Origin of the sequence: Janthinobacterium sp. SUN128, assembly GCF_030587275.1 — a bacterium.
GTDB classification, from domain to species: domain Bacteria; phylum Pseudomonadota; class Gammaproteobacteria; order Burkholderiales; family Burkholderiaceae_D; genus Janthinobacterium; species Janthinobacterium lividum.
The window spans coordinates 601,662-619,414 of the sequence record NZ_JAPWHY010000001.1 but is presented as its reverse complement, the minus strand read 5'-3'; the positions used below and the strand labels follow the sequence as shown (position 1 = coordinate 619,414).

Here is a 17,753-nt window from a genome sequence, read left to right as displayed (position 1 = left end):
GCAAGCACCGGTTCGGATGACAAGCAACTCAGCCCGCCATCGGCGTGGCCCGAAACACCGGCTGCTGCTCGGCCAGCGCCGTCAAAGCGGCCACGGCCGGATAATCGCTGGCCGCCATCACGTCGGGCACCATCTGTTGAGCAAAACTCCAGGCCACCGCAATGGTGATGCCGGCAATACTCAAGCAGTCTGGCGCCGCTTCGCGCAATGACGCCTCCAGCTGCGCCCAGGCCCCATGCAACTGCAGCTGGACGCGGTCCAGCCAGGGCTGGTGCTGTTTTTCCTGCGGGCGCAAGCGCCGTTCATAGACGATCTGCACGGCTTTGTCGCAGGCTGCCAAGGCATAGCTGGTTTGGCACAGCGCGCGCAGGCGTGCCGGACCCGGCTCCGGCCGGATGCGGGGAGCATGCGCGGCCAGTTCCTCCAGATACGCCAGGATCAGGGTCGAGTCCATCAGCACCTGGCCGTCGTCCGTGACCAGGGTCGGCACTTTGACGGCCGGGTTGATGCTCCGTACCTGGTCGACATCGGAAAACACGGACAGGGGCCGGTGTTCGTGCTCCAGGCCCAGCACTTTCATACCGATGGCAACGCGCCTGACGTAGGGCGAATCGAGCATGCCGATCAATATCATGGCCTTCTCCTCTCCATCTGCTGAATAAACGCGATGACTTGCGCCGCGACTGGCAAGGGCGCGTCTTCCATCAGGAAGTGCCCGGCCTCGTCAAACAGGTGCAAGGTGGCGCCGGGAATATCGCGCTGCAGGCGATGGCCGTAAGCCACCGGCTGCCACTCGTCCTGCTGGCCCCATAACACCTGTACCGGCACTGTCAACTGCGGCAGTCTTTCGGCAAAGTCCATCGTATAGCAGGCGTTATAGTGCGCCACCTGGTGCTGGTAGAACGAGGGCTGGCCCACCACGCCGCACAGCGGCTCCAGGTAGCATCGCAGAAGCTCGCCCTGCATCCTGTCCTTGTGAAAAACGGCCATGCCCAGCTGGCGCGCCATCGTGTCGCGATGCTCGCCGGCCGGCGTCAAGGCACGCCGGGCGAAATCATCGCGCAGATGCTTCCAGGTGGGCGACGGCCAGGAATCGTAGCTGGGCGCGTCGGCGATGCTCAAGCTGCGCAGGCGCGACGCGTAGTCGAACGCCAGGCGCAGCGCAATGGCGCCGCCGATATCGTGGCCGAACAAATGAGTGGTCGGCAGTTGCCAGTGGTCGAGCAGGGCGGCCAGCAAGGTCACCTGCGCCGCTACCGAGGTATCGGCCTCGACGGGCCGCTCCGACCGTCCAAAGCCCAGCAAGTCATACAGGTGCACCTGGAAACCGGCATCGACGAACAGCGGCACCAGTTCGCGCCAGATAATGCTGTGCGCCGGCGTGCCATGCACCAGCACCAGCGGCGTGCCTGCGCCATGCATGCCGGTGGCGATACGGTGGCCGTGGATCAGGGCGTGGCCGTTCAACAGCGGTTCTTGACTCGTCATCAGATGTCCTTTTTTTTGCGGAACCTGCAGGCTAAGGCTTGACTGGACATGACGCCAGTGACATTCTTTTGACCTTCAATCCAACTTTTGTCATGATCCATGAATTTGCGCCTATCCGTCGATGCCCTGCGTGTGTTCAGGGCAGTGGTACAAACCGGCAGCATGAGCCAGGCCGCCAGCCTGCTCCATCTGAGCCAGTCGGCCGTCAGCTGGAAAATCAAGCGACTGGAGCAGCAGCTCGACTGCCAGCTGCTGGCGCGCAGCGGCGGGCTGTTTGGCACGACCGACCAGGGAGCCGTGCTGCTGCGGCATGCCGTCAACATACTCGATGCCCACGATGACGCCGTCGCCCATTTTTCGCCGTCGGCGATGCATGGCCGGCTGCGCATCGGCGTGACGGAGCAGATTTCATTGACGGACGTGTGTGCGGTGCTGTCGCAGTTCTCGCATCACCACCCCAAGGTGGACGTGCAACTGGTGGTGGAGCAAAGCCAGGTATTGCGCGAACGCTTTGCCGACGGCGTGTTCGATGTGATTTTGCACCAGGATTTTGCCGGCATGGCGGCGCCGGCCGACACGCTGTTATGGACAGAAACGCTGCATTGGTGCGCTGCCACGGCAGAGCAGACTTTGCCGGGCGAGAGCGTCAAGCTGATCACCTACGGGCCGCACTGCTTTTACCGCCGGCTGGCCGAGGAAAAGCTGGGCCAGGCCGGCATGGCCTGGAGCGTGGGCCTGGAATGCCCGTCGATGGCGGGCGTGCTGACCGCGATTGCCGCCGGCCTGGGCATGGCGGTGGTCAATGAACGCAACCTGGGCCAGGGCGTGCACCGGCATGCGGCACTGGAACGGCTGGCGCCGCTGCCCCGTGTCGCCAGCCTGCTGCGGGCCAATGACAACCTGCCCGACCCCGTGCGTGACGGTTTTTGCCAGCTGCTGCTGGCAGCATTGCAGAACAAGAGGCACGATGGATCCCGTCGCTAGCGATGCGGCCAGAGCAGGTCAACCTTCTCGTCGACGCTCAGCCACCAGCGCTTTCCGTCCTTGTCCTTGTGCACACCGAATATTTTCTGGTAGTTGTAGGTCTTGCAGTGCAGCTTCAGCCAGGCGTGGTAGTAGTCATCAAGAAAAGCGCTGAATATCTGCTGGAAGCGTGGTTCGCTGGCGTCTTTTTCGGGCAGCTCGAAGCTGCCTAACCTGGCAACGATGCGCGCGATGTCCGTCCTGCTGACGCCGTCGAGTTTCACTGGATCGGGCAAGGCTATCCTGAACGCCAGCACTTCCGCGCCCTCCTCTTCCCACCATTCGCGCAAATTAAAACGGGAAATATCTTTTCCGCTTAGTGCCTGCAATTGATCCGCGAGCCTGTCGTATTCGGCGTTGTCGTCGTCGCCATGTATGTCACATAACTGCGTATAAGCCAGTATCGATGCCAAAATCGTGGCATATTTTTCTTCCGCCACAGCCAGTGGGGGCTCCAGCGCTTGCTCTGATTTCATGCTCATCCTTGTTTGATGACGGGTGCCGGCGCCTCGGCGCGCCAGCGCCACCAGCCCAGCGCCACGCAGGCCAGCAGCAAGGCCAGCAAGCCCGCCACTTCATGGCGGATTTCATACAGCGAGGCGCCCATCTGGTTGAGCGCGACAAAACCCTGAATGCCGGCCGTCGATGGCAGCAGCCAGCGCAGCCATTGCAGCACGACGGGCATGGACGACACGGGCCAGGTCAGGCCCGCGAGGAACAGCACCGGCATCGAGGTGGCGATCATCAGCTGCGTACCCCGTTCGCGCGTGCGGAACAGCATGCCCAGCAGCATGCCGAAGGCCGCTTCCGCTAGGGAAAACAGCACCAGCAGCAAGAGCATGCCGCCAAAGTTGCCGCCACGGGGGTAATCCTGGAACCAGAAGACGAAACCGAAGAAATAGCAGCAGTTCAAAAACGCCACGCAGGCGAACGCCAGCAGCATGCCCATATACCCGCCCGCCGTGCGCTTGCCGGCCACGGGGAAACTCTTGCGCTGGTACCAGGTGCCGAACAGCATGGTCATGCCGATCAGCAAGGTCTGCTGCACAATGAGCGTAGCCACGCCCGGCACGACATACGCGCCATAGCCTTCCTTGACGTTAAACAGGGGCACGGCGTCGAAGGCGATGGGCGAGCGCTGCTGGTTGGCCTGGATGGCGGATGGCGTGCCCGCACCCAAACGCTTGAGTTCAATACCGGCCGACACCGTGCCCACCACTTCGGCCAGCCCGTTCAGGGCCACCTTGTTCAACATCAGATACAAGCCATTGCCCGCCACTTGCGCGTGGGCGGCGCGGCCGGCCAGCACGTCCGTCTGCAAGCCGTCGGGTATGATCAAGACGCCCATGACCTTGTCGCGCCACAGCAAATCTTGCGCAACGGGCAAGTCCGGCGTGACGGCGATCACGTGCAGCGACGGATGGGCCATGGCGAAGCGCGTCAGCTGGCGCGACATGGCGCTGCGGTCCTGGTCGACGACGGCCACGGGCACGCGCTGGACGATTTCCGTCGAGTACGGCAGCGGATAGAAGAAGGAATAGATGATGCCGCCGATGAATAGCAGGGTCAGCGCGCCCTTGTCCGTCAGCATGGCGCGCCAGGTGGCGACAAAGGCTGGCCAGATCATGTGCGTCCCCAGGCGGCAGGCGCATTCGCGCGGCGCGCCAGCAGGAATACGCCCACGGCGCCGCAACCGATGGCAAAGCCGGCCAGTATCAGCATTTCCTGCACGCCATAGCGCCACGGTGCACCGGCCAGCCAGTATTTCGTTTGCAGCTGCAGATAATGCGTGAGCGGCAAGGCTTCCGCCCAGGCGCGCGCTGGCGCCGGCATGGCCATCAGGGGAAAGGCCTGGCCCGCAAACGCAAAGGCCGGCGCCGTGATGAAGGCGGCACCGGACAGCGCCAAACGCATGGACAGGGTGGCGGCGATCAGCAAGGTGGCCAGGCCGCAGTAGGCCAGCACCAGCAGCAGCATGCTTAGCAGCAAGGCCGGCAAACTGCCCGCCACGGCCCAGCCCCGCGCCAGGCTGAAGAACAGCAAGTACAGCAGCGCCAGCGCAAAATAGGCAAGCAAGGGAAACAGCAGCTTGGCGCCGATGGCGCGCAGCCAGCTGCCATCGGCCGAGGCCAGCCATTGCGGCACCGTGCCGTCGCGCAACTCGCGGCCGATACTCGTGACGACGGCAACGACGATGAAAATCTGCAGCATGGCCGGCATCAGGGCCAGGGTCAAAAATGCTTCATAGCTGGTGTTTTCGTTGTATAAACTGTTCAAGGTCGTGCGTATCGGTTCGAACTGGGCCGCTGCCTGCACGCCCGACATGCCTTTCTTTACCCGCGCCGTCATCTCGATACCGGCCGACAAGGTCGTGCTGACCGTGCGCACGTCGCGCAGCAAGGCGCCCGCGTGCGAGGAAAACTGCGCGTTGTACAGCCATTGCACGGTGGCTTGCCGGCCGCCCAGCAGTTTCTGCTCGAAATCGTTCGGGATCAGCAGATAGCCGAACGCCGTGCGCTCGCGCAGCCGGTGCAGGGCTTCGTCGCTGGACGCCACTTTCGCCGACACCTCGATGCCGGGCGAGGCGTCGAGCCAACGCGTGAGCTGGCGCGACAGGGTGGAATTGTCGTTATCGATGACGACGATGGGCAAGTCGCGCGCGATGCCGGCGGAAAACACCAGCCACAACATGCCGCACAGCACCACCGGAATCCAGCTGAGCATGCCGATATCCCAGAAGTCGCCGCGCAAGCGCCGCCACTCGCGCGCCAGCGCTGAAACCGGCTCTTTATCCGCTTCGTTCATCGCTTATCAGAGCGGCGGGAACACGACCGACATGCCCGGACGCAAGCCCTCGACCTTGATGGCGGGACGCAAGCGGATTTCAAACGTGCGCAAGTCCGTGCCGCCCGGACGGGCCGCGCGCCACGTGGCGAAGTCCGGCAGCACGGCCACGGAGCTGACCTTGAAACTCAGTTGCTGTTTCAGCGCCGGCACATTGGCCGTATGCGTGCTGCCCATGGAAAACGCTGCCATTTCATCTTCGCGCACTTGCAGCACGGCCCAGGCGTCGTCGAGGTTCACCAGGGTGATTACGGGAAAACCTTGCGGCGCCAGTTCGCCCGGCTGTATCTGGATCTTGCTGACCTGGCCCGCCACGGGCGCGGCGATCTTCGTCTCGGCCAGGGCGATCTGCGCTTCCGTCAGCACGGCGCCCACCTGGCGCGCCTGGGCGGCGGCGGCCGTCTTGTCTTCGGGACGGGCACCCTTTTGCGCCATGTCATATTGCGCGCGGGCCGCTTGCGCCAGCTGGTCGGCCGCGCGCCATTGGGCTTGCGCCTCGTCGCGTTTCTGCTGGGCGATCACGCCTTGTTCGTACATATTGTTGACGCGGGTGTATGTGGTTTTGGCGATGGTGGCCCCTGTCTGCGCCCGCTCCCAGTTCGCCTTGGCGGCGGCGATTTCTTCCGGTCGCGCCCCCGCTTCCGCTTTTTTCGCCACGGCGTCGGCCGCTTGCGTGGCGGCCGTCGCTTGCGCGATCTTCGCATCCACTTCCGGGCTCGTCAGCTGGAACAGCAGCTCACCTTTCGGCACCGTCTGGCCCAGCTTGACGTACAGCTCGCCCACCCTGCCCGGCACTTTCGACGAGACATTGACTTCCTGCGCATCCATCTGTCCCTGCAAAGGCAGGCGCTGCGGCTGGAATGCCTGGTACAAGCCCCAGCCGACGAAGGCCAGAACGATGACGGCGGCGACTATGGCCAAGGGTTTTTTGGAGGTGCTCATTATTATTTGTCCACAGGTAATTGGATATCGGCCGCTGCCGCCAGGCTGCCCAGGCGCTGCGTCTCGCCTGTCGCTTCCAGCAATTGCGCCAGCCCCATCACATAGTTATAGGCCGTCTGCGCGCGCTGGGTCTCGACCTTGGCCAGGTTCAGGCGCGCATCGACCACTTCCAGCGACGTCACTTGCCCTTGCTGGAAGGCCACCGTTTGCAAGCGGATATTTTCGCGCGCCAGCTCCACCGACGAGGCCGTGGACAGGTACTGGATGCGGGCGTTTTCCAGCGCGCGCCAATTCTTTTCGATCAGGGTGGGAATGTCGCGCTCGGCCTGGCGCGCCACCACTTCCACCCGCTCCTGGTCCAGCTTGGCGGCGGCAATCATCTTGCCCGTATTGATGCGGTGCACGAGCGGTACGGACACGACCAGGCCGATGGCCCAGTTCGAACGTACGAGCTTTTCATTGCCGCGGTTCAAATTGTAGTTACCGATGGCAAAGACGGTGGGTGCGTATTCCTTGCCGTGCAGCTTCAAGGCTTGCTCGGCCTGCACGCGCTTGCTGTCGATCTTTTTCCAGTTCGCATTCTCGCGCATGCCCGTGCTGATGAACGATTGCAAAGTACCCACCGGCAAGCTGTTGACGAACAGCGGCGTGCTGGGAAGCACTTGCGAGTTGACGGCAAGCAAACGGTCGAGCGCCACCTGGGCGATTTCCTCGTCGCTGCGCGCCTGCGCTTCCTCGCTGCGGGCGCTGTCCAGGGCCACGTCGGCGCGCAAGCGTTCCGCGCGCGAAATCAGGCCGCCCTTTTCCAGCTTGGCCGCGTCGCGCTGGTGCTGCGTCACGCCGGCCGTCACTTCGGCCCGCACGGCCACCACCCGCTTGGCCAGCAGCAGCTGGAAATAGCGCTGCGCCACCAGGGTGGCCAGCTGCTCTTCCGCTTCCGTGCGCTCCGCTTGCGCGGCCAGGGTCAGGCTGGAAGCGAGGCCCTTGACGGCGTCCAGGCGCCCGCCCGTGTAGATGGGCCACATGCCCAGCAAGCCGAACGAGGTCAGGTCCGTCACCACTTCGCGGTTCAGGGAATTGGGAATATGCGGCGTGGGCAAGCCAGGAATCGGCGGCAGCACGGATTCGATGCCGCCCACCACGCCGGACAAGCCGCTCGTATCGATATTCAAGTCCGTCGACAGACGGCCGCGAAACGCCGTCAAGTCCACGGAAGGGCCATCGATATTCGACAAGGCTTCCGCCTTCAGTGTTTTTGCGCGCACGTCGAGCGCGGCGCCCTGCACGGCGCCCGAAGCCTTGGCCGCTTGCTGCAGCGCCTCGTTGAATGTCAGCGGTTCCGCCAGGGCGGGCAGGGCCGCGCCCAGCGCGCCCGCCAGCAATAATGATAAGTGTCCTTGCAATCTGCCCATGTAGCGTCCAGTCAATGAATGAGGGGAAAGCACGGGGTTGCCATGTTTATACTTTCACAATAGCAATTATATCTACGGATGTCTATTCCAGCCTGCACTATTGGTTACCGGAGCCGACACATAAAAACGGGCGCCTCTTGCGGGGCGCCCGTTGAGCTCAAGCAGCTACCCGGCGAATTACTTCTTCGCCTTCTTGCCGCCCTTCTCCTTTTCCTTTTCAAATACGGCAAAGAACTCGGACGCCATGTTGCGGATGGCACGGCCGATGTTGGCGTAGTCGTATTCGTTCAGGTTGGCCAGCGACACGCGGCCGGACGGGTGCGTGGTGCCGAAACCGCGGCCCGGCAGCAGGATGACGCCCGTTTCCTCGGCCAGGCGGAACAGGGCTTCGTTCGGTTTGAGCTTTTTCAGCAGCCACTGCGAAAACTCCACGCCATGCATCTGCGCGGCCAGCGACTCCATGTCCAGCAGGTGGTAGTAGCGCACGGAATTGGCGTCGTGCACCATCGGCAAGCCCAGTTCGCGGTACAGCGCTTCCTTGCGGCGCAGCACGATGCGTTTCATCGACTGCTTGTACTTTTGCTCTTCATCCATCAGCGAGAACAGGGAGAACAAGGTCATCTGCGCCTGCACGGGCGTGGACAGGCCGGCCGTGTGGTTCAGCGCCACCGTGCGGCTGTCAGCCACCAGGCGGTCGATGAATTTCAGCTCGCGCGGCTCCGTCGTGATGGAGTGATAGCGGGCATCGAGCTGCTTCTTGATGGTTTCCGGCAACTTGGCAATCTTGGCGTCAAGCACATTGTTTTCATGCGTGGCCACCACGCCCATGCGCCAGCCCGTCGCGCCGAAGTATTTCGAGAACGAATACACGAGGATGGTGTTGAACGGGCAAATGGCGAACAGCGAGACGAAATTGTCGGCAAAGGTGCCATACACGTCATCGGTCAGGATGATCAGGTCCGGGCGCTTCTTGATGATCTTGGCGATGTATTCCAGGGTCTCGTCATCGATCTTGACGGAAGGCGGATTGCTGGGATTGACGAGGAAGAAAGCCTTCACCTTCGGATCGAGCAGCTTGTCCAGCTCCTTCTTGGTGAATTGCCAGTTGTTCGATTGCGGCGCATCGATATGCACGGTATTCAGCTTGTAATCGTTCAGCTGGGGAATTTCGATGTAGGGCGTGAAGATCGGCATGCCCAGGGCGATCGTGTCGCCTTCCTGGATGATGTGGTTCGATTTCAGGCTGGCGAACAGATACGTCATGGCCGCCGTGCCGCCTTCGACGGCGTACATGTCGAAGTTGCCGACGAATGGATGGTCGCCGATCATTTCGCGGTGGATATACTGGCCGACGATTTTCTCGGACAGGCGCAGCATGCGGTCCGGCACGGGATAGTTGCAGCCGAGGATGGCTTCGCACATCTCATAGATGAAGTCGCCCGCGCTCAAGCCCAGCTGGTCGCGCACATACGACACGGCTGCCTCGATGAAGTGCACGCCCGGCGTCTCCGCATGCTGGCGCACGAAGATTTCAAAGCGCGCCTCGATGCCGTCGCGCGTGGGGAAACCGCCCACGTCGTCCATGTACACATAGGAACGCTCCGCTTCCGTCATGGCGAACTGGCCGAACTGGAAGAAGCCATGGCGTGGCGTAGTCGCCAGGAAATTCGGGTTGCCGCGGCCCGCATTGAGCATCAGGCGGTTGCTTTGCTTGGCCGTCTGGATCAGCGCATCCTTCAATTCAAATGGGCTCAACAGGGCAAGTTTGCTTGGGTTACTGAAATCCATTTTTGCTACTCCTTATAGACTGACAATGTTCAGGGTTCTTGCACATACATGCAGACTCAGACAAAGGCCACAATCAGCGGCCCCAGCAGGGTCAGGAAAACGTTGGCCAAGGCATACGTGATGGCAAACGGTACGGTGGGAATCGAGTTTTGCGCCGCATTCAACACTTCGCCGAACGCGGGATTGGCGCTGCGCGAGCCGGACAAGGCGCCCGCGAATACGGCCACGTTGTCATAACGCAAGATGTAGCGGCCGATCAGCATGGTCAAGATCATCGGCAAGATGGTCACCACCACCCCCACGCCGAACAGGGTCAGGCCGTGTTCGCGCACGGTTTGCACGGCTTGCAGGCCGGACGTGAGGCCGACGACGGCAACGAAGCCGGCCAGGCCCAGATCTTTCAGGATTTGCACGGCGCCGCTGGGCATGTAGCCAAACGTCTGGCGCTTGGCGCGGAACCAGCCGAATACCAGGCCCGACAGCAGCACGCCGCCACCGCTGCCCAGGGTCAGCGGAATCGAACCGATGCGCGCCACCAGCAAGCCCACCAGCAGGCCGACGACGAGGCCGGCGCCCATGTAGACGAAGTCCGTCTTGGCGCTCGGCACGATCATGTAACCCACTTCGGCGGCCACGCGCTTGACGTCCTGCTCGGCGCCATAGATGGTCACCACGTCGCCCGTCTGCACGACGGTTTCCGCCTGCATGGGGAGGATCTTGCCCATGCGGCTCAGCTGCACGACAAAGATGCCGTGGCGCACGCCCGGTGCCGTGGCGCTGCGGATTTCGCCCACCGTCTTGTTGTGGTAAGCCTTGTTGGTCAGCACCATGTCGCGGCGCTGCATCACCAGTTCCATGCCTTCGACGGCAAGCAATTCCTTGCCCAGCTGGGAAGAGACGCTGAGCATGGCTTCGCGGCGGCCCACCAGCAGCACGATATCGTCGGCCGCCAGCACCAGGTCCGGGCTGACGTCGATGATCTGGCCATTGCGTTTCACGCGCTCGATGGTGATGGCCGTGTTCGGATTGGCGCTTTCGATGTCCGCCACGGAGCGGCCGGCACCGGGGCCCACGTCGTAGATGCGGCCGATCAAGTCAGGCGCGGCCGGCGTCTGGCCCGGCCCCAGCACTTGCACACCCGCCTGCAGCGCCGTTTCCGCCTTGATCGCATCTTCGCGGATGGTGCGGCCCATGAGCTTTGGCAAGATGTTGACGCAGACAATGATGGCGCCAAACGAGCCGAACACATACGTCACGGCATAGCCGACGGCCACGTTGCCCTGCAAACGGGCCACCTCGTCGGCCGCCAGGCCCAGCTTGGTGATCGCGTCGCCGGCCGTGCCGATGATGGCCGACTGCGTCAAGCCGCCCGCCGCCACGCCCGCTGCCAGGCCCTTGTCCAGGCCAAACACCTTGGCCAGGATGACCACCGTCAGCAGCGCCGTCACGGCCAGCACGACGGCCAGGATGATTTCACGCACGGACTGGCGCCCCAGCGAATTGAAGAATTGCGGCCCGCTTTCATAGCCAACGGCGTAGATGAACAGGGCAAACAGCACCGACTTGACGCCTGGATCGATGGCGACGCCCACCTGGCTGACGAGTACCGCCACCAGCAGTGAACCGGCTACCCCGCCCAGCTGGAACGAGCCGAACTTGATCTTGCCGATGTAGTAACCCACTGCCAGGGAGAGAAACAAGGCAATTTCGGGCGACTTCTTGAATAACTCATGCAACCATTCCATGCGGACCGCCTTTCGTGTTGAAGGAATTCTTTACTGCGTGTGCCCTTGCCGGCTGCTCATGCGTGGACGGAGCCGGCCAGGGCCACGATGAGCGGCCCCAGCAGAGGCAGCACCACGTTCGAGATGGCATACGTAATCGTGTAGCCCAGCAAGGGCGTGGAATTACCGGCCGCGTTCTGCACGGCGGACAAAGCCGGCGTACTGCACTGCTGGCCGGCGATGGCGCCCAGCAGCACGGGCGCTTCCAGCTTGAGGAAAAAGTGCCCCACCAGCAGCGACAGCGAGGCGGGGATGACGGCGATCAATACGCCCATCAGCGGCAACGACAGCCCGTACTGGCGGATCAGATCAATCGCCTGCGGCCCCGACGCCAGGCCCACGCAGGCGATGAAGGTGGCCAGGCCGATATCCTTCATCATGTCGAGCGCGCTGTGCGGGATGCCCTGCATGCCCGGCTTGCGCGCCTGGTACCAGCCGAACACGAGGCCCGTCAGCAAGGCGCCGCCGCCCGTGCCCAGCGAAAACGGAATGCCGCCCAGCTTGGCGGAAAAGCCGCCGATATACACGCCCAGCACGATGCCGATGCTGGCGTAGACAATATTGCTGCGGTCGCCCGTGGGCACGCGCTTGCCGATGGCGGCCAGCGCCGTGTTCAGCTCGCGTCCTTCCGTCGTGCCGTACAGGCGCAGCACGTCGTCGCGCTGCAAGGAAAGATCAGGCAGCGGCGGCATGCTGTGTTCGCCACGAACGACGGCCGCCACGTGCACGCCGGAAGGCAAGGCCAGCTGGCGCAAGGGCTGGCCGACCAGCGCGGCTTGCTGCAGCACCACTTCGACGGCCGAGACAGCCATGTTCAAGCCCGTCGTGTCGGCAAATTCCTCGCCCAGGATGGCTTCGGCAGCCACCAGCGCGGGACGGTGGCCGATCACCAGCACTTCGTCGTTGTTGCGCAAGCGAAGTTCCGGTTCCAAAGGCAATACCTTGCCGTGCCGGCGCACGCGCGTGATGCTGGCGCGGCCCGCAAAAATATGCTGCAAGGCATCGAGACGGCGTCCCGCGCCACGGCTGATGCGGTAAGCGCGGCCCACCATTTCCGGCGTCGCCTGCACGCCGTCGCCATCGGTCTGCGCGCCGCCCATCTTTTCCCACAATTTATCGGCTTCTTCGCGCAGGTTGACGCGCAACAACAGCGGAAAGATCTGGCTGGTGACAATGACGATGGCGATCAGACCGAAGATATAGGTGATGGAATACGCGGTGACGACGTTGGCCTGCAGCTCGGCGATGCGGGCCGCCGGCAGCGCCAGTTTCGAGATGGCGTCCGTGGCCGTGCCGACGACGGCCGATTCCGTCGCCGCGCCCGCCATCATGCCGGCCGCCGTACCCTGGTCCAGGCCCAGGAAACGCGTGGCCAGCAGCACCAGCGCCAGCACCACCACCACTTCGATCAGGCACAGCAGCCCTAATCGCAAGCCCTTGGCATTCAGGTTGGCAAAGAACTGGGGACCGCCCGCATAGCCGAGGGCAAAGATGAACAGCATGAAGAAGACATTCTTGACGCTGGCGTCCAGGGTGATGCCCAGTTGGCCGATCAGCAGCGCGGCGATCAGGGTGCCGCACACGCCGCCCAGCTGGATCGGGCCGAAGCGTATCTGCCCTACCGCGTAGCCCAGCCCCAGCGCCAGGAACAGGGCCAGTTCCGGCACCTGGTGCAATACGGACGTGATCGAATCGAGCATGGAAAAACCTTCGAAAAGATAACGGATGGTTACAAGAGAACAGAGCGTTCGGCGGCTGACGGCAGCTGGCTGTTGAACGGGCGCACGGATCCTGCACGGCACCTGCGCTAAACGCTTACGCCGGAGAAATGTTGTTACGAGGAATCATGTTCGGTGAAAATTTTACAAGTGTCAACAGGTGTTCTGTTGAACTTGCTTTGCTTTTCATCAAACACCCTGCGCACGATTGAAGCACTTGTTTGACACTGATCAACAAAACCATTAGTAATGTCTTGGACGATACCAAAGTGCCTTGCGCGCCAGCGGTGTCTCCTCCGGCAAGTCGGGATTGGCCAGTTCCAGCACGTGGCGCCGGGACAGATTCAGGCCCTGCGCGAGGCGGCCGAAATGGCGCTGGAACAGCTGCGCGAAACTGCCGTCGGCAAGCATGGTTTCCAGTCCCGTTTCAATGTGGCGCGCCAGTTCCGGCCGGTGCTTGCCGACAAAAAAGTACAGCGCGGCCGGGTAGCGGATGACCAGGTGAGTGTCCAGCGCCAGCGGCAATTGCGCGTGGCTCGCCAGCTCGCTTTGCGCCTCGATCACGGAACGGGGAAAGTAATCGATGCGCCCCGCCGCCAGTTGCTGGAACAGGCCCTCATAGGTGCTCGACGTATCGAGGCGCAAGCCATTCGCCTGCAGGATGGCGGAGTCGGGCCAGTCGCGCATCTGGCCGGCCGACAGCCGCGCCAGGGCGGCAATGCTGCGCACGTCGCGCAGCAGTTGCGGCTGGCGCGCCTGGATCAGTGCCACTCTCCAGCCGATGAGGCCGCGGTCGATGGGGATGCGCACTGGCAACAATTGCGTTTCGCGCGCGCGGCTCGTCATCGCCCAGACGACATCAACGGTGCCCGACGCCATGGCGATTTCCTGCATGGCGCGCGTCTGCACCATGCGCAGTGCGGAGCGGCGCAAGGCATAGGCCTGGCCCGAACGGGCCAGCGCCTGCTGCAGCAAGGCCGTCACATAGCCTTGCTGCGGATCGTCGAGCGCCTGATGGCGCGGATACACGAGCGGCAGCGGCGGCACCGCGCCGATGGCCGCGCCCAACGGCCACAGGGCGGCAAGCTTGAGCAGGGGGCGGCGCCGCATGGCCCCTCCTTTCCAGCGCATTCATAGCGTTCTTATCAGAATGACAGTATCTCGCAGCAGAGCACGCTTGTCGACTGGAATGTGGAAACTGTGTACAAAACAACAGCAGTTTCAGACTGCAGCAGAGAGGCTGGAGTTAATCCAGATCAACAAAACCGCAAATAGAAAATAAATCTTGCGTGCTGCTCTGGACGGCATGCGCGCCCCTCGCCTACGCTGTTTTTTTATTTGAAAAACAAGAGGAACACATGCAGACAGCGCGCTTGAATATTATCGGGATGGATCACGAAGGCTGCGCCGACAGGCTGACGGGCGCGCTCGAAGCCGTTACGGGCGTGAGCACCGTGTGCGTCTCGCTGGCGCGGCACGGCGCCACGGTGCAATTCGACGAACGTCTGGCCACGCAGGAACGCCTGCTGGCCGCCGTCAACGACGCCGGCTTCATGGGCGAAGCGACGGATGAAGAACAGCTGGCATCGTGCAGCGGCGCTTGCGGCCACTGCCGCCACTGAGCGCCTGCCCCCCCCCCTTCCCTTCGCCGCTCAGCCTTCGCGCGCGCCCCGGTCGCGCAGATGCGCCAGCACGCGGCGCGGTCCCAGCGCCTGCAGGTCGAACGGCGGCAACTCGATGGCGTCGAGCGTATTCTTGAACAGCAAGCCCAGTTCCGTATCGCCTTCCAGGCTCAAACGGCGGCTGAAGAACAGGGTGTCCGGATCTTCGTGGCGCCGCGCCAGCAGCATCAAATCATGCACGCTGGCCGCGATGCACAGGTCCGGCACGTCGACATAGCGCTCGGCCACGAACACCGTGCCCTGCCACTCGAAATCGAAGGCGATGCCGGCGTCCAGCAACCGCAAGCGCAGGCTGCGCCCTTCCAGGCTGCGCCGCACGTCGTCGGGCAATTGCGGCGCCAGCAGGCGGTTCAAGCCCTGCACGAACAGCCAGGAGGCGGGATACGGGGGCAGCTTGGACAGCAATTCGGCCAGCGGTTCCGGCAAGCGGTACGACACGCCGGGCTTGCTCATGGGAGGCTTGGCCGGGATCGGCAATCTTTCCAGTTGATCTTGCATGGTGCTTCCTTTCGATGCGTTCAATGTGCGGCGTGCTGTTCCATGCCGGGCTGGCCGTGCCAGTAGCCGTCGCAGGCGCCGGCCGGCTGGCAGGCCGCCAGCTGGGCCTGGGCGCCGATGCCGCTGACCTGGCCGCGGCGGGCGCGGTCGAAGATGGCGATGACTTGTTCCGTATGCATGGCTTGCGGGCTGATGCGCGCCACCGCCACGCCCATGTCGCGCATGGCGTCGAGTTCTCGCACCAGGTTGTAGACCAGCGCCGACTGCGTCTGCGTGCCATTCAGTACCAGGAATGGCACTTCGTCGCGCGTGCGCAGCAGCAGGCCGTCCGGCTCTTCCAGGCAGCTGTAGCCGCAATCGTCCTTCGGCAGGTTGCGGTTGCGCGCCGTGAAGCAGCGCGCGGAAAACGCCAGCGGCATGCGGCCGTAGGCGAAGACTTCCGTCTCCAGCCCTTCCGGCTTCTGGCGCTGCATCTCGGCCAGCGCCGTCTGCCCCATTTCCAGCGGCATCACCCAGCGCCGCGCACCCAGGCGCGCCAGCAGTTGCAGGCTGGGGCCATTGAACAGGTTCAAATGGGGACCGGCGACGAAGGAGGTACCCTTTTCCATGCAGTGCACGGCGCCCATGTCGTTGGCCTCGACGCCGTAGCGGCCATTGCCCGTGATGCGGCGCAGGGTCGCCAGTTCGGCGCCCGCCTCGATCAGCGCCTGCGTCGACAGCACCACTTCCTTGCCGGCGGCGGCCAGCATGTCGGCGATATCGAGCCAGTCGGCCAGGCGCACCTCATGCCGGCGCGAGCAGACGGTTTCGCCCAGGTACACGATATCGACGGCGGTGCCGGCGATCTGCTGGTAAAACTCGAAGACGGTGGCGCGCGGCCAGTAGTACAGCAAGGGGCCCAGTGAAAGCTTCAGCATGTTCATCCTCTATTTCCAAGATCTGTGGTAAGCACCTAATGTGTGCTGCTGGCCTTCGGCCAGCTTGTCCATGGCCGCCATCCAGCCCGGCTTGACGGCGTAGCGCGCATTGCCTTCGCGGCAGGCGTCGATCGCCTCGCGCCACACGCGCGTCACCTGCGCCACGTAGGCGGGGCTGCGCTGGCGTCCTTCGATCTTCACGGCCCGCACGCCCATAGCGATCAGTTGCGGCAGCAGCGCCAGGGTATTCAGGCTGGCCGGCTCCTCGATGGCGTAATACTCTTCATCATTGACTTCGAAACGGCCCTTGCACAGGGTGGGATAGCTGGCGTTTTCGCCGGGCGCATAGCGGTCGATCAGCACGCCGTTCAGGCGCGATTCGAGGCCGTTCGGCGTTTCCAGCCAACGCACGGATTTCGCCGGCGAGCACACGCCATGGGTATTCGGCGCCTCGCCCGTCGCATACGACGACAGCGCGCAACGCCCTTCGACCATCACGCACAGGGAGCCGAAGCCGAAGACCTCGATCTCGACTTCCGTCTTGGCGATCAGTTGCTCCACCTGCGCCATCGACAGCACGCGCGGCAGCACGGCGCGGGCGATGCCGAAGTGCTCATGGTAAAAATTGATGGCCTCGTAGTTGGTGGCCGAGCCCTGCACGGACAGGTGCAGGCGCAGCTGCGGGTGATGCTCACTTGCGTAGGCCATCAGGCCCGGATCGGCCACGATCATGGCGTCGATGCCGGCCTGCGCGGCGCGATCGATGGCGCTGCGCCACACGGCCCAGTTGTGCGGCTGCGGATAGGTATTCAGCGCCAGCAGCACCTTGCGCCCATATTGGTGGGCGTAGCGCACGCCCTCGGCGATGGCCTTCTCGTCGAAATTGAGGCCGGCGAAATTGCGCGCATTGGTGGCGTCGCGAAAGCCCAGGTAAACGGTGTCGGCGCCATTGTCGACGGCTGCTTTCAAGGCGGGCAGGCTGCCGGCGGGGCAGACCAGTTCCAGCGGTCCGGCCACTCGGGTGGCGGTGGTTGATTCAAGCATCATGATATTCACAGTCCTGTATCGGCTCAGGGTGCAGACTATAGCCCCGCCCATGCTGGCCAGTCCTTGACGCAGGTGAAGGAATGCATGCATGGCTGGCGCGCGTTCAACTTGCTTGACCTGGCTGTAAAATGCCCCACTTTTCTCCCTCTTCGATTGCCCGCCATGCCCCGCAAACCGCTGCTGATCTTCCTGCTCACCCTGTTCCTCACCGTGCTGCAAGTGCAGTGGGCCGCGCCCGCCGACGGCTATGTCGAAGAAAAGCTCTCCATCCTGTCGCCCGAGATACTGGGCGCGTATCCGGGCGTGCTGCTGCTGTTCCTGCAAGCCGTCTTCGCGCGCCGCGCCATGCCGCCGATGCGCCAGGCCGCCATCTGCACGGGACTGCTGGCCGTCTACTGGCTGCTGGCGAACTACGTCACCTTCGATATCCGCGTCGCCAGCTGGAGCACCTTCTCGCCGCTGGAAATCTGGGCGCACGTGCTGCCCGCCTCCGCCATCAGCATCGCCGTCTGCGCCGCCGCGTACTTTGGCCTGAGCTGCTTCATCCTGCGCCGGGGCCGCGCGAAAAAGTAAACGGGGGCGCTTTTTTCACCTGCATCAAGGATTCGTC

Annotated in this window: 17 protein-coding genes; 3 read left to right on the top strand and 14 right to left on the bottom strand. The window is 63.3% G+C overall.

What is annotated here, in order from left to right; genetic code table 11:
• Positions 1–28: 28 nt before the first annotated feature.
• Positions 29–634, bottom strand: a complete 606-nt coding sequence (locus tag O3297_RS02955; protein WP_305047698.1) for a glutathione S-transferase — start codon at positions 632–634, stop codon at positions 29–31.
• Positions 631–1,488 carry an alpha/beta fold hydrolase gene (locus O3297_RS02950; RefSeq protein WP_305047697.1) on the bottom strand — a complete coding sequence of 286 codons (858 nt, stop codon included), beginning with the start codon at positions 1,486–1,488 and terminating at the stop codon, positions 631–633. The genes O3297_RS02955 and O3297_RS02950 overlap by 4 nt, the downstream gene beginning before the upstream one ends.
• A gap of 99 nt (positions 1,489–1,587) precedes the next feature.
• Between O3297_RS02950 and O3297_RS02945 the strand changes: the two genes are divergently transcribed.
• Positions 1,588–2,472 carry a LysR family transcriptional regulator gene (locus O3297_RS02945; protein WP_305047696.1) on the top strand — a complete coding sequence of 295 codons (885 nt, stop codon included), beginning with the start codon at positions 1,588–1,590 and terminating at the stop codon, positions 2,470–2,472.
• Here O3297_RS02945 and O3297_RS02940 read toward each other — a convergent pair.
• The 9 genes from O3297_RS02940 to O3297_RS02900 all read right to left on the bottom strand — a co-directional run bounded on the left by O3297_RS02940 (position 2,469) and on the right by O3297_RS02900 (position 14,109).
• Positions 2,469–2,987 (bottom strand): hypothetical protein, encoded by a 519-nt coding sequence (locus O3297_RS02940; RefSeq protein WP_305047695.1) that lies wholly within the window; start codon positions 2,985–2,987, stop codon positions 2,469–2,471. The genes O3297_RS02945 and O3297_RS02940 overlap by 4 nt on opposite strands.
• Before the next feature lie 2 nt (positions 2,988–2,989).
• Positions 2,990–4,138: an ABC transporter permease gene (locus tag O3297_RS02935; protein ID WP_305047694.1), complete on the bottom strand. Its 1,149-nt coding sequence runs from the start codon at positions 4,136–4,138 to the stop codon at positions 2,990–2,992.
• Positions 4,135–5,316, bottom strand: a complete 1,182-nt coding sequence (locus O3297_RS02930; RefSeq protein WP_305047693.1) for an ABC transporter permease — start codon at positions 5,314–5,316, stop codon at positions 4,135–4,137. Before O3297_RS02930 ends, O3297_RS02935 begins: the two co-directional genes overlap by 4 nt.
• A gap of 6 nt (positions 5,317–5,322) precedes the next feature.
• On the bottom strand, positions 5,323–6,297 hold the full coding sequence (locus O3297_RS02925) for an HlyD family secretion protein (RefSeq protein ID WP_305047692.1): 975 nt from the start codon (positions 6,295–6,297) through the stop codon (positions 5,323–5,325).
• Between the two features lie 2 nt (positions 6,298–6,299).
• Entirely contained in the window at positions 6,300–7,709 is a 1,410-nt protein-coding gene (locus O3297_RS02920; RefSeq protein ID WP_305047691.1) for a TolC family protein, read from the bottom strand.
• A gap of 177 nt (positions 7,710–7,886) precedes the next feature.
• Positions 7,887–9,497: a bifunctional aspartate transaminase/aspartate 4-decarboxylase gene (locus tag O3297_RS02915; protein WP_151094271.1), complete on the bottom strand. Its 1,611-nt coding sequence runs from the start codon at positions 9,495–9,497 to the stop codon at positions 7,887–7,889.
• Between the two features lie 56 nt (positions 9,498–9,553).
• A complete protein-coding gene (gene aspT, locus O3297_RS02910; protein ID WP_070279039.1) occupies positions 9,554–11,242 on the bottom strand; it encodes an aspartate-alanine antiporter in 1,689 nt (562 codons plus the stop codon).
• Between the two features lie 56 nt (positions 11,243–11,298).
• Positions 11,299–12,981, bottom strand: coding sequence for an aspartate-alanine antiporter (gene aspT, locus O3297_RS02905; protein WP_305047690.1), 1,683 nt, complete (start codon positions 12,979–12,981; stop codon positions 11,299–11,301).
• 261 nt (positions 12,982–13,242) lie between these two features.
• The gene (locus O3297_RS02900) at positions 13,243–14,109 is read right to left on the bottom strand and encodes an ABC transporter substrate-binding protein (RefSeq protein WP_305047689.1); all 867 of its coding nucleotides are present in this window, start codon (positions 14,107–14,109) and stop codon (positions 13,243–13,245) included.
• 248 nt (positions 14,110–14,357) lie between these two features.
• Between O3297_RS02900 and O3297_RS02895 the strand changes: the two genes are divergently transcribed.
• Positions 14,358–14,621, top strand: coding sequence for a heavy-metal-associated domain-containing protein (locus tag O3297_RS02895; RefSeq protein ID WP_070259219.1), 264 nt, complete (start codon positions 14,358–14,360; stop codon positions 14,619–14,621).
• A gap of 30 nt (positions 14,622–14,651) precedes the next feature.
• Here the strand turns inward: O3297_RS02895 and O3297_RS02890 are convergent, their stop codons facing one another.
• Genes O3297_RS02890 through O3297_RS02880 form a run of 3 tightly spaced genes read right to left on the bottom strand, consistent with a single transcriptional unit; the run spans position 14,652 to position 17,140 of the window.
• Positions 14,652–15,179, bottom strand: a complete 528-nt coding sequence (locus tag O3297_RS02890) for an SCP2 domain-containing protein (protein WP_081345836.1) — start codon at positions 15,177–15,179, stop codon at positions 14,652–14,654.
• 20 nt (positions 15,180–15,199) lie between these two features.
• A complete protein-coding gene (locus tag O3297_RS02885) occupies positions 15,200–16,096 on the bottom strand; it encodes a U32 family peptidase (protein ID WP_034783050.1) in 897 nt (298 codons plus the stop codon).
• A gap of 9 nt (positions 16,097–16,105) precedes the next feature.
• Entirely contained in the window at positions 16,106–17,140 is a 1,035-nt protein-coding gene (locus tag O3297_RS02880; RefSeq protein ID WP_034783049.1) for a peptidase U32 family protein, read from the bottom strand.
• A gap of 165 nt (positions 17,141–17,305) precedes the next feature.
• Between O3297_RS02880 and O3297_RS02875 the strand changes: the two genes are divergently transcribed.
• Complete coding sequence (locus O3297_RS02875) at positions 17,306–17,716, top strand: hypothetical protein (protein ID WP_305047688.1); 411 nt, start codon at positions 17,306–17,308, stop codon at positions 17,714–17,716.
• Positions 17,717–17,753 lie beyond the last annotated feature (37 nt).

Coding starts and splice junctions, on each gene's coding strand:
- O3297_RS02895 (WP_070259219.1), top strand. CDS start 14,358: ATGCAGACAGCGCGCTTGAATATTATCGGGATGGATCACGAAGGCTGC.
- O3297_RS02880 (WP_034783049.1), bottom strand. CDS start 17,140: ATGCTTGAATCAACCACCGCCACCCGAGTGGCCGGACCGCTGGAACTG.
- O3297_RS02920 (WP_305047691.1), bottom strand. CDS start 7,709: ATGGGCAGATTGCAAGGACACTTATCATTATTGCTGGCGGGCGCGCTG.
- O3297_RS02955 (WP_305047698.1), bottom strand. CDS start 634: ATGATATTGATCGGCATGCTCGATTCGCCCTACGTCAGGCGCGTTGCC.
- O3297_RS02935 (WP_305047694.1), bottom strand. CDS start 4,138: ATGATCTGGCCAGCCTTTGTCGCCACCTGGCGCGCCATGCTGACGGAC.
- O3297_RS02940 (WP_305047695.1), bottom strand. CDS start 2,987: ATGAAATCAGAGCAAGCGCTGGAGCCCCCACTGGCTGTGGCGGAAGAA.
- O3297_RS02890 (WP_081345836.1), bottom strand. CDS start 15,179: ATGCAAGATCAACTGGAAAGATTGCCGATCCCGGCCAAGCCTCCCATG.
- aspT (WP_305047690.1), bottom strand. CDS start 12,981: ATGCTCGATTCGATCACGTCCGTATTGCACCAGGTGCCGGAACTGGCC.
- aspT (WP_070279039.1), bottom strand. CDS start 11,242: ATGGAATGGTTGCATGAGTTATTCAAGAAGTCGCCCGAAATTGCCTTG.
- O3297_RS02915 (WP_151094271.1), bottom strand. CDS start 9,497: ATGGATTTCAGTAACCCAAGCAAACTTGCCCTGTTGAGCCCATTTGAA.
- O3297_RS02900 (WP_305047689.1), bottom strand. CDS start 14,109: ATGCGGCGCCGCCCCCTGCTCAAGCTTGCCGCCCTGTGGCCGTTGGGC.
- O3297_RS02925 (WP_305047692.1), bottom strand. CDS start 6,297: ATGAGCACCTCCAAAAAACCCTTGGCCATAGTCGCCGCCGTCATCGTT.
- O3297_RS02950 (WP_305047697.1), bottom strand. CDS start 1,488: ATGACGAGTCAAGAACCGCTGTTGAACGGCCACGCCCTGATCCACGGC.
- O3297_RS02930 (WP_305047693.1), bottom strand. CDS start 5,316: ATGAACGAAGCGGATAAAGAGCCGGTTTCAGCGCTGGCGCGCGAGTGG.
- O3297_RS02885 (WP_034783050.1), bottom strand. CDS start 16,096: ATGCTGAAGCTTTCACTGGGCCCCTTGCTGTACTACTGGCCGCGCGCC.
- O3297_RS02875 (WP_305047688.1), top strand. CDS start 17,306: ATGCCCCGCAAACCGCTGCTGATCTTCCTGCTCACCCTGTTCCTCACC.
- O3297_RS02945 (WP_305047696.1), top strand. CDS start 1,588: ATGAATTTGCGCCTATCCGTCGATGCCCTGCGTGTGTTCAGGGCAGTG.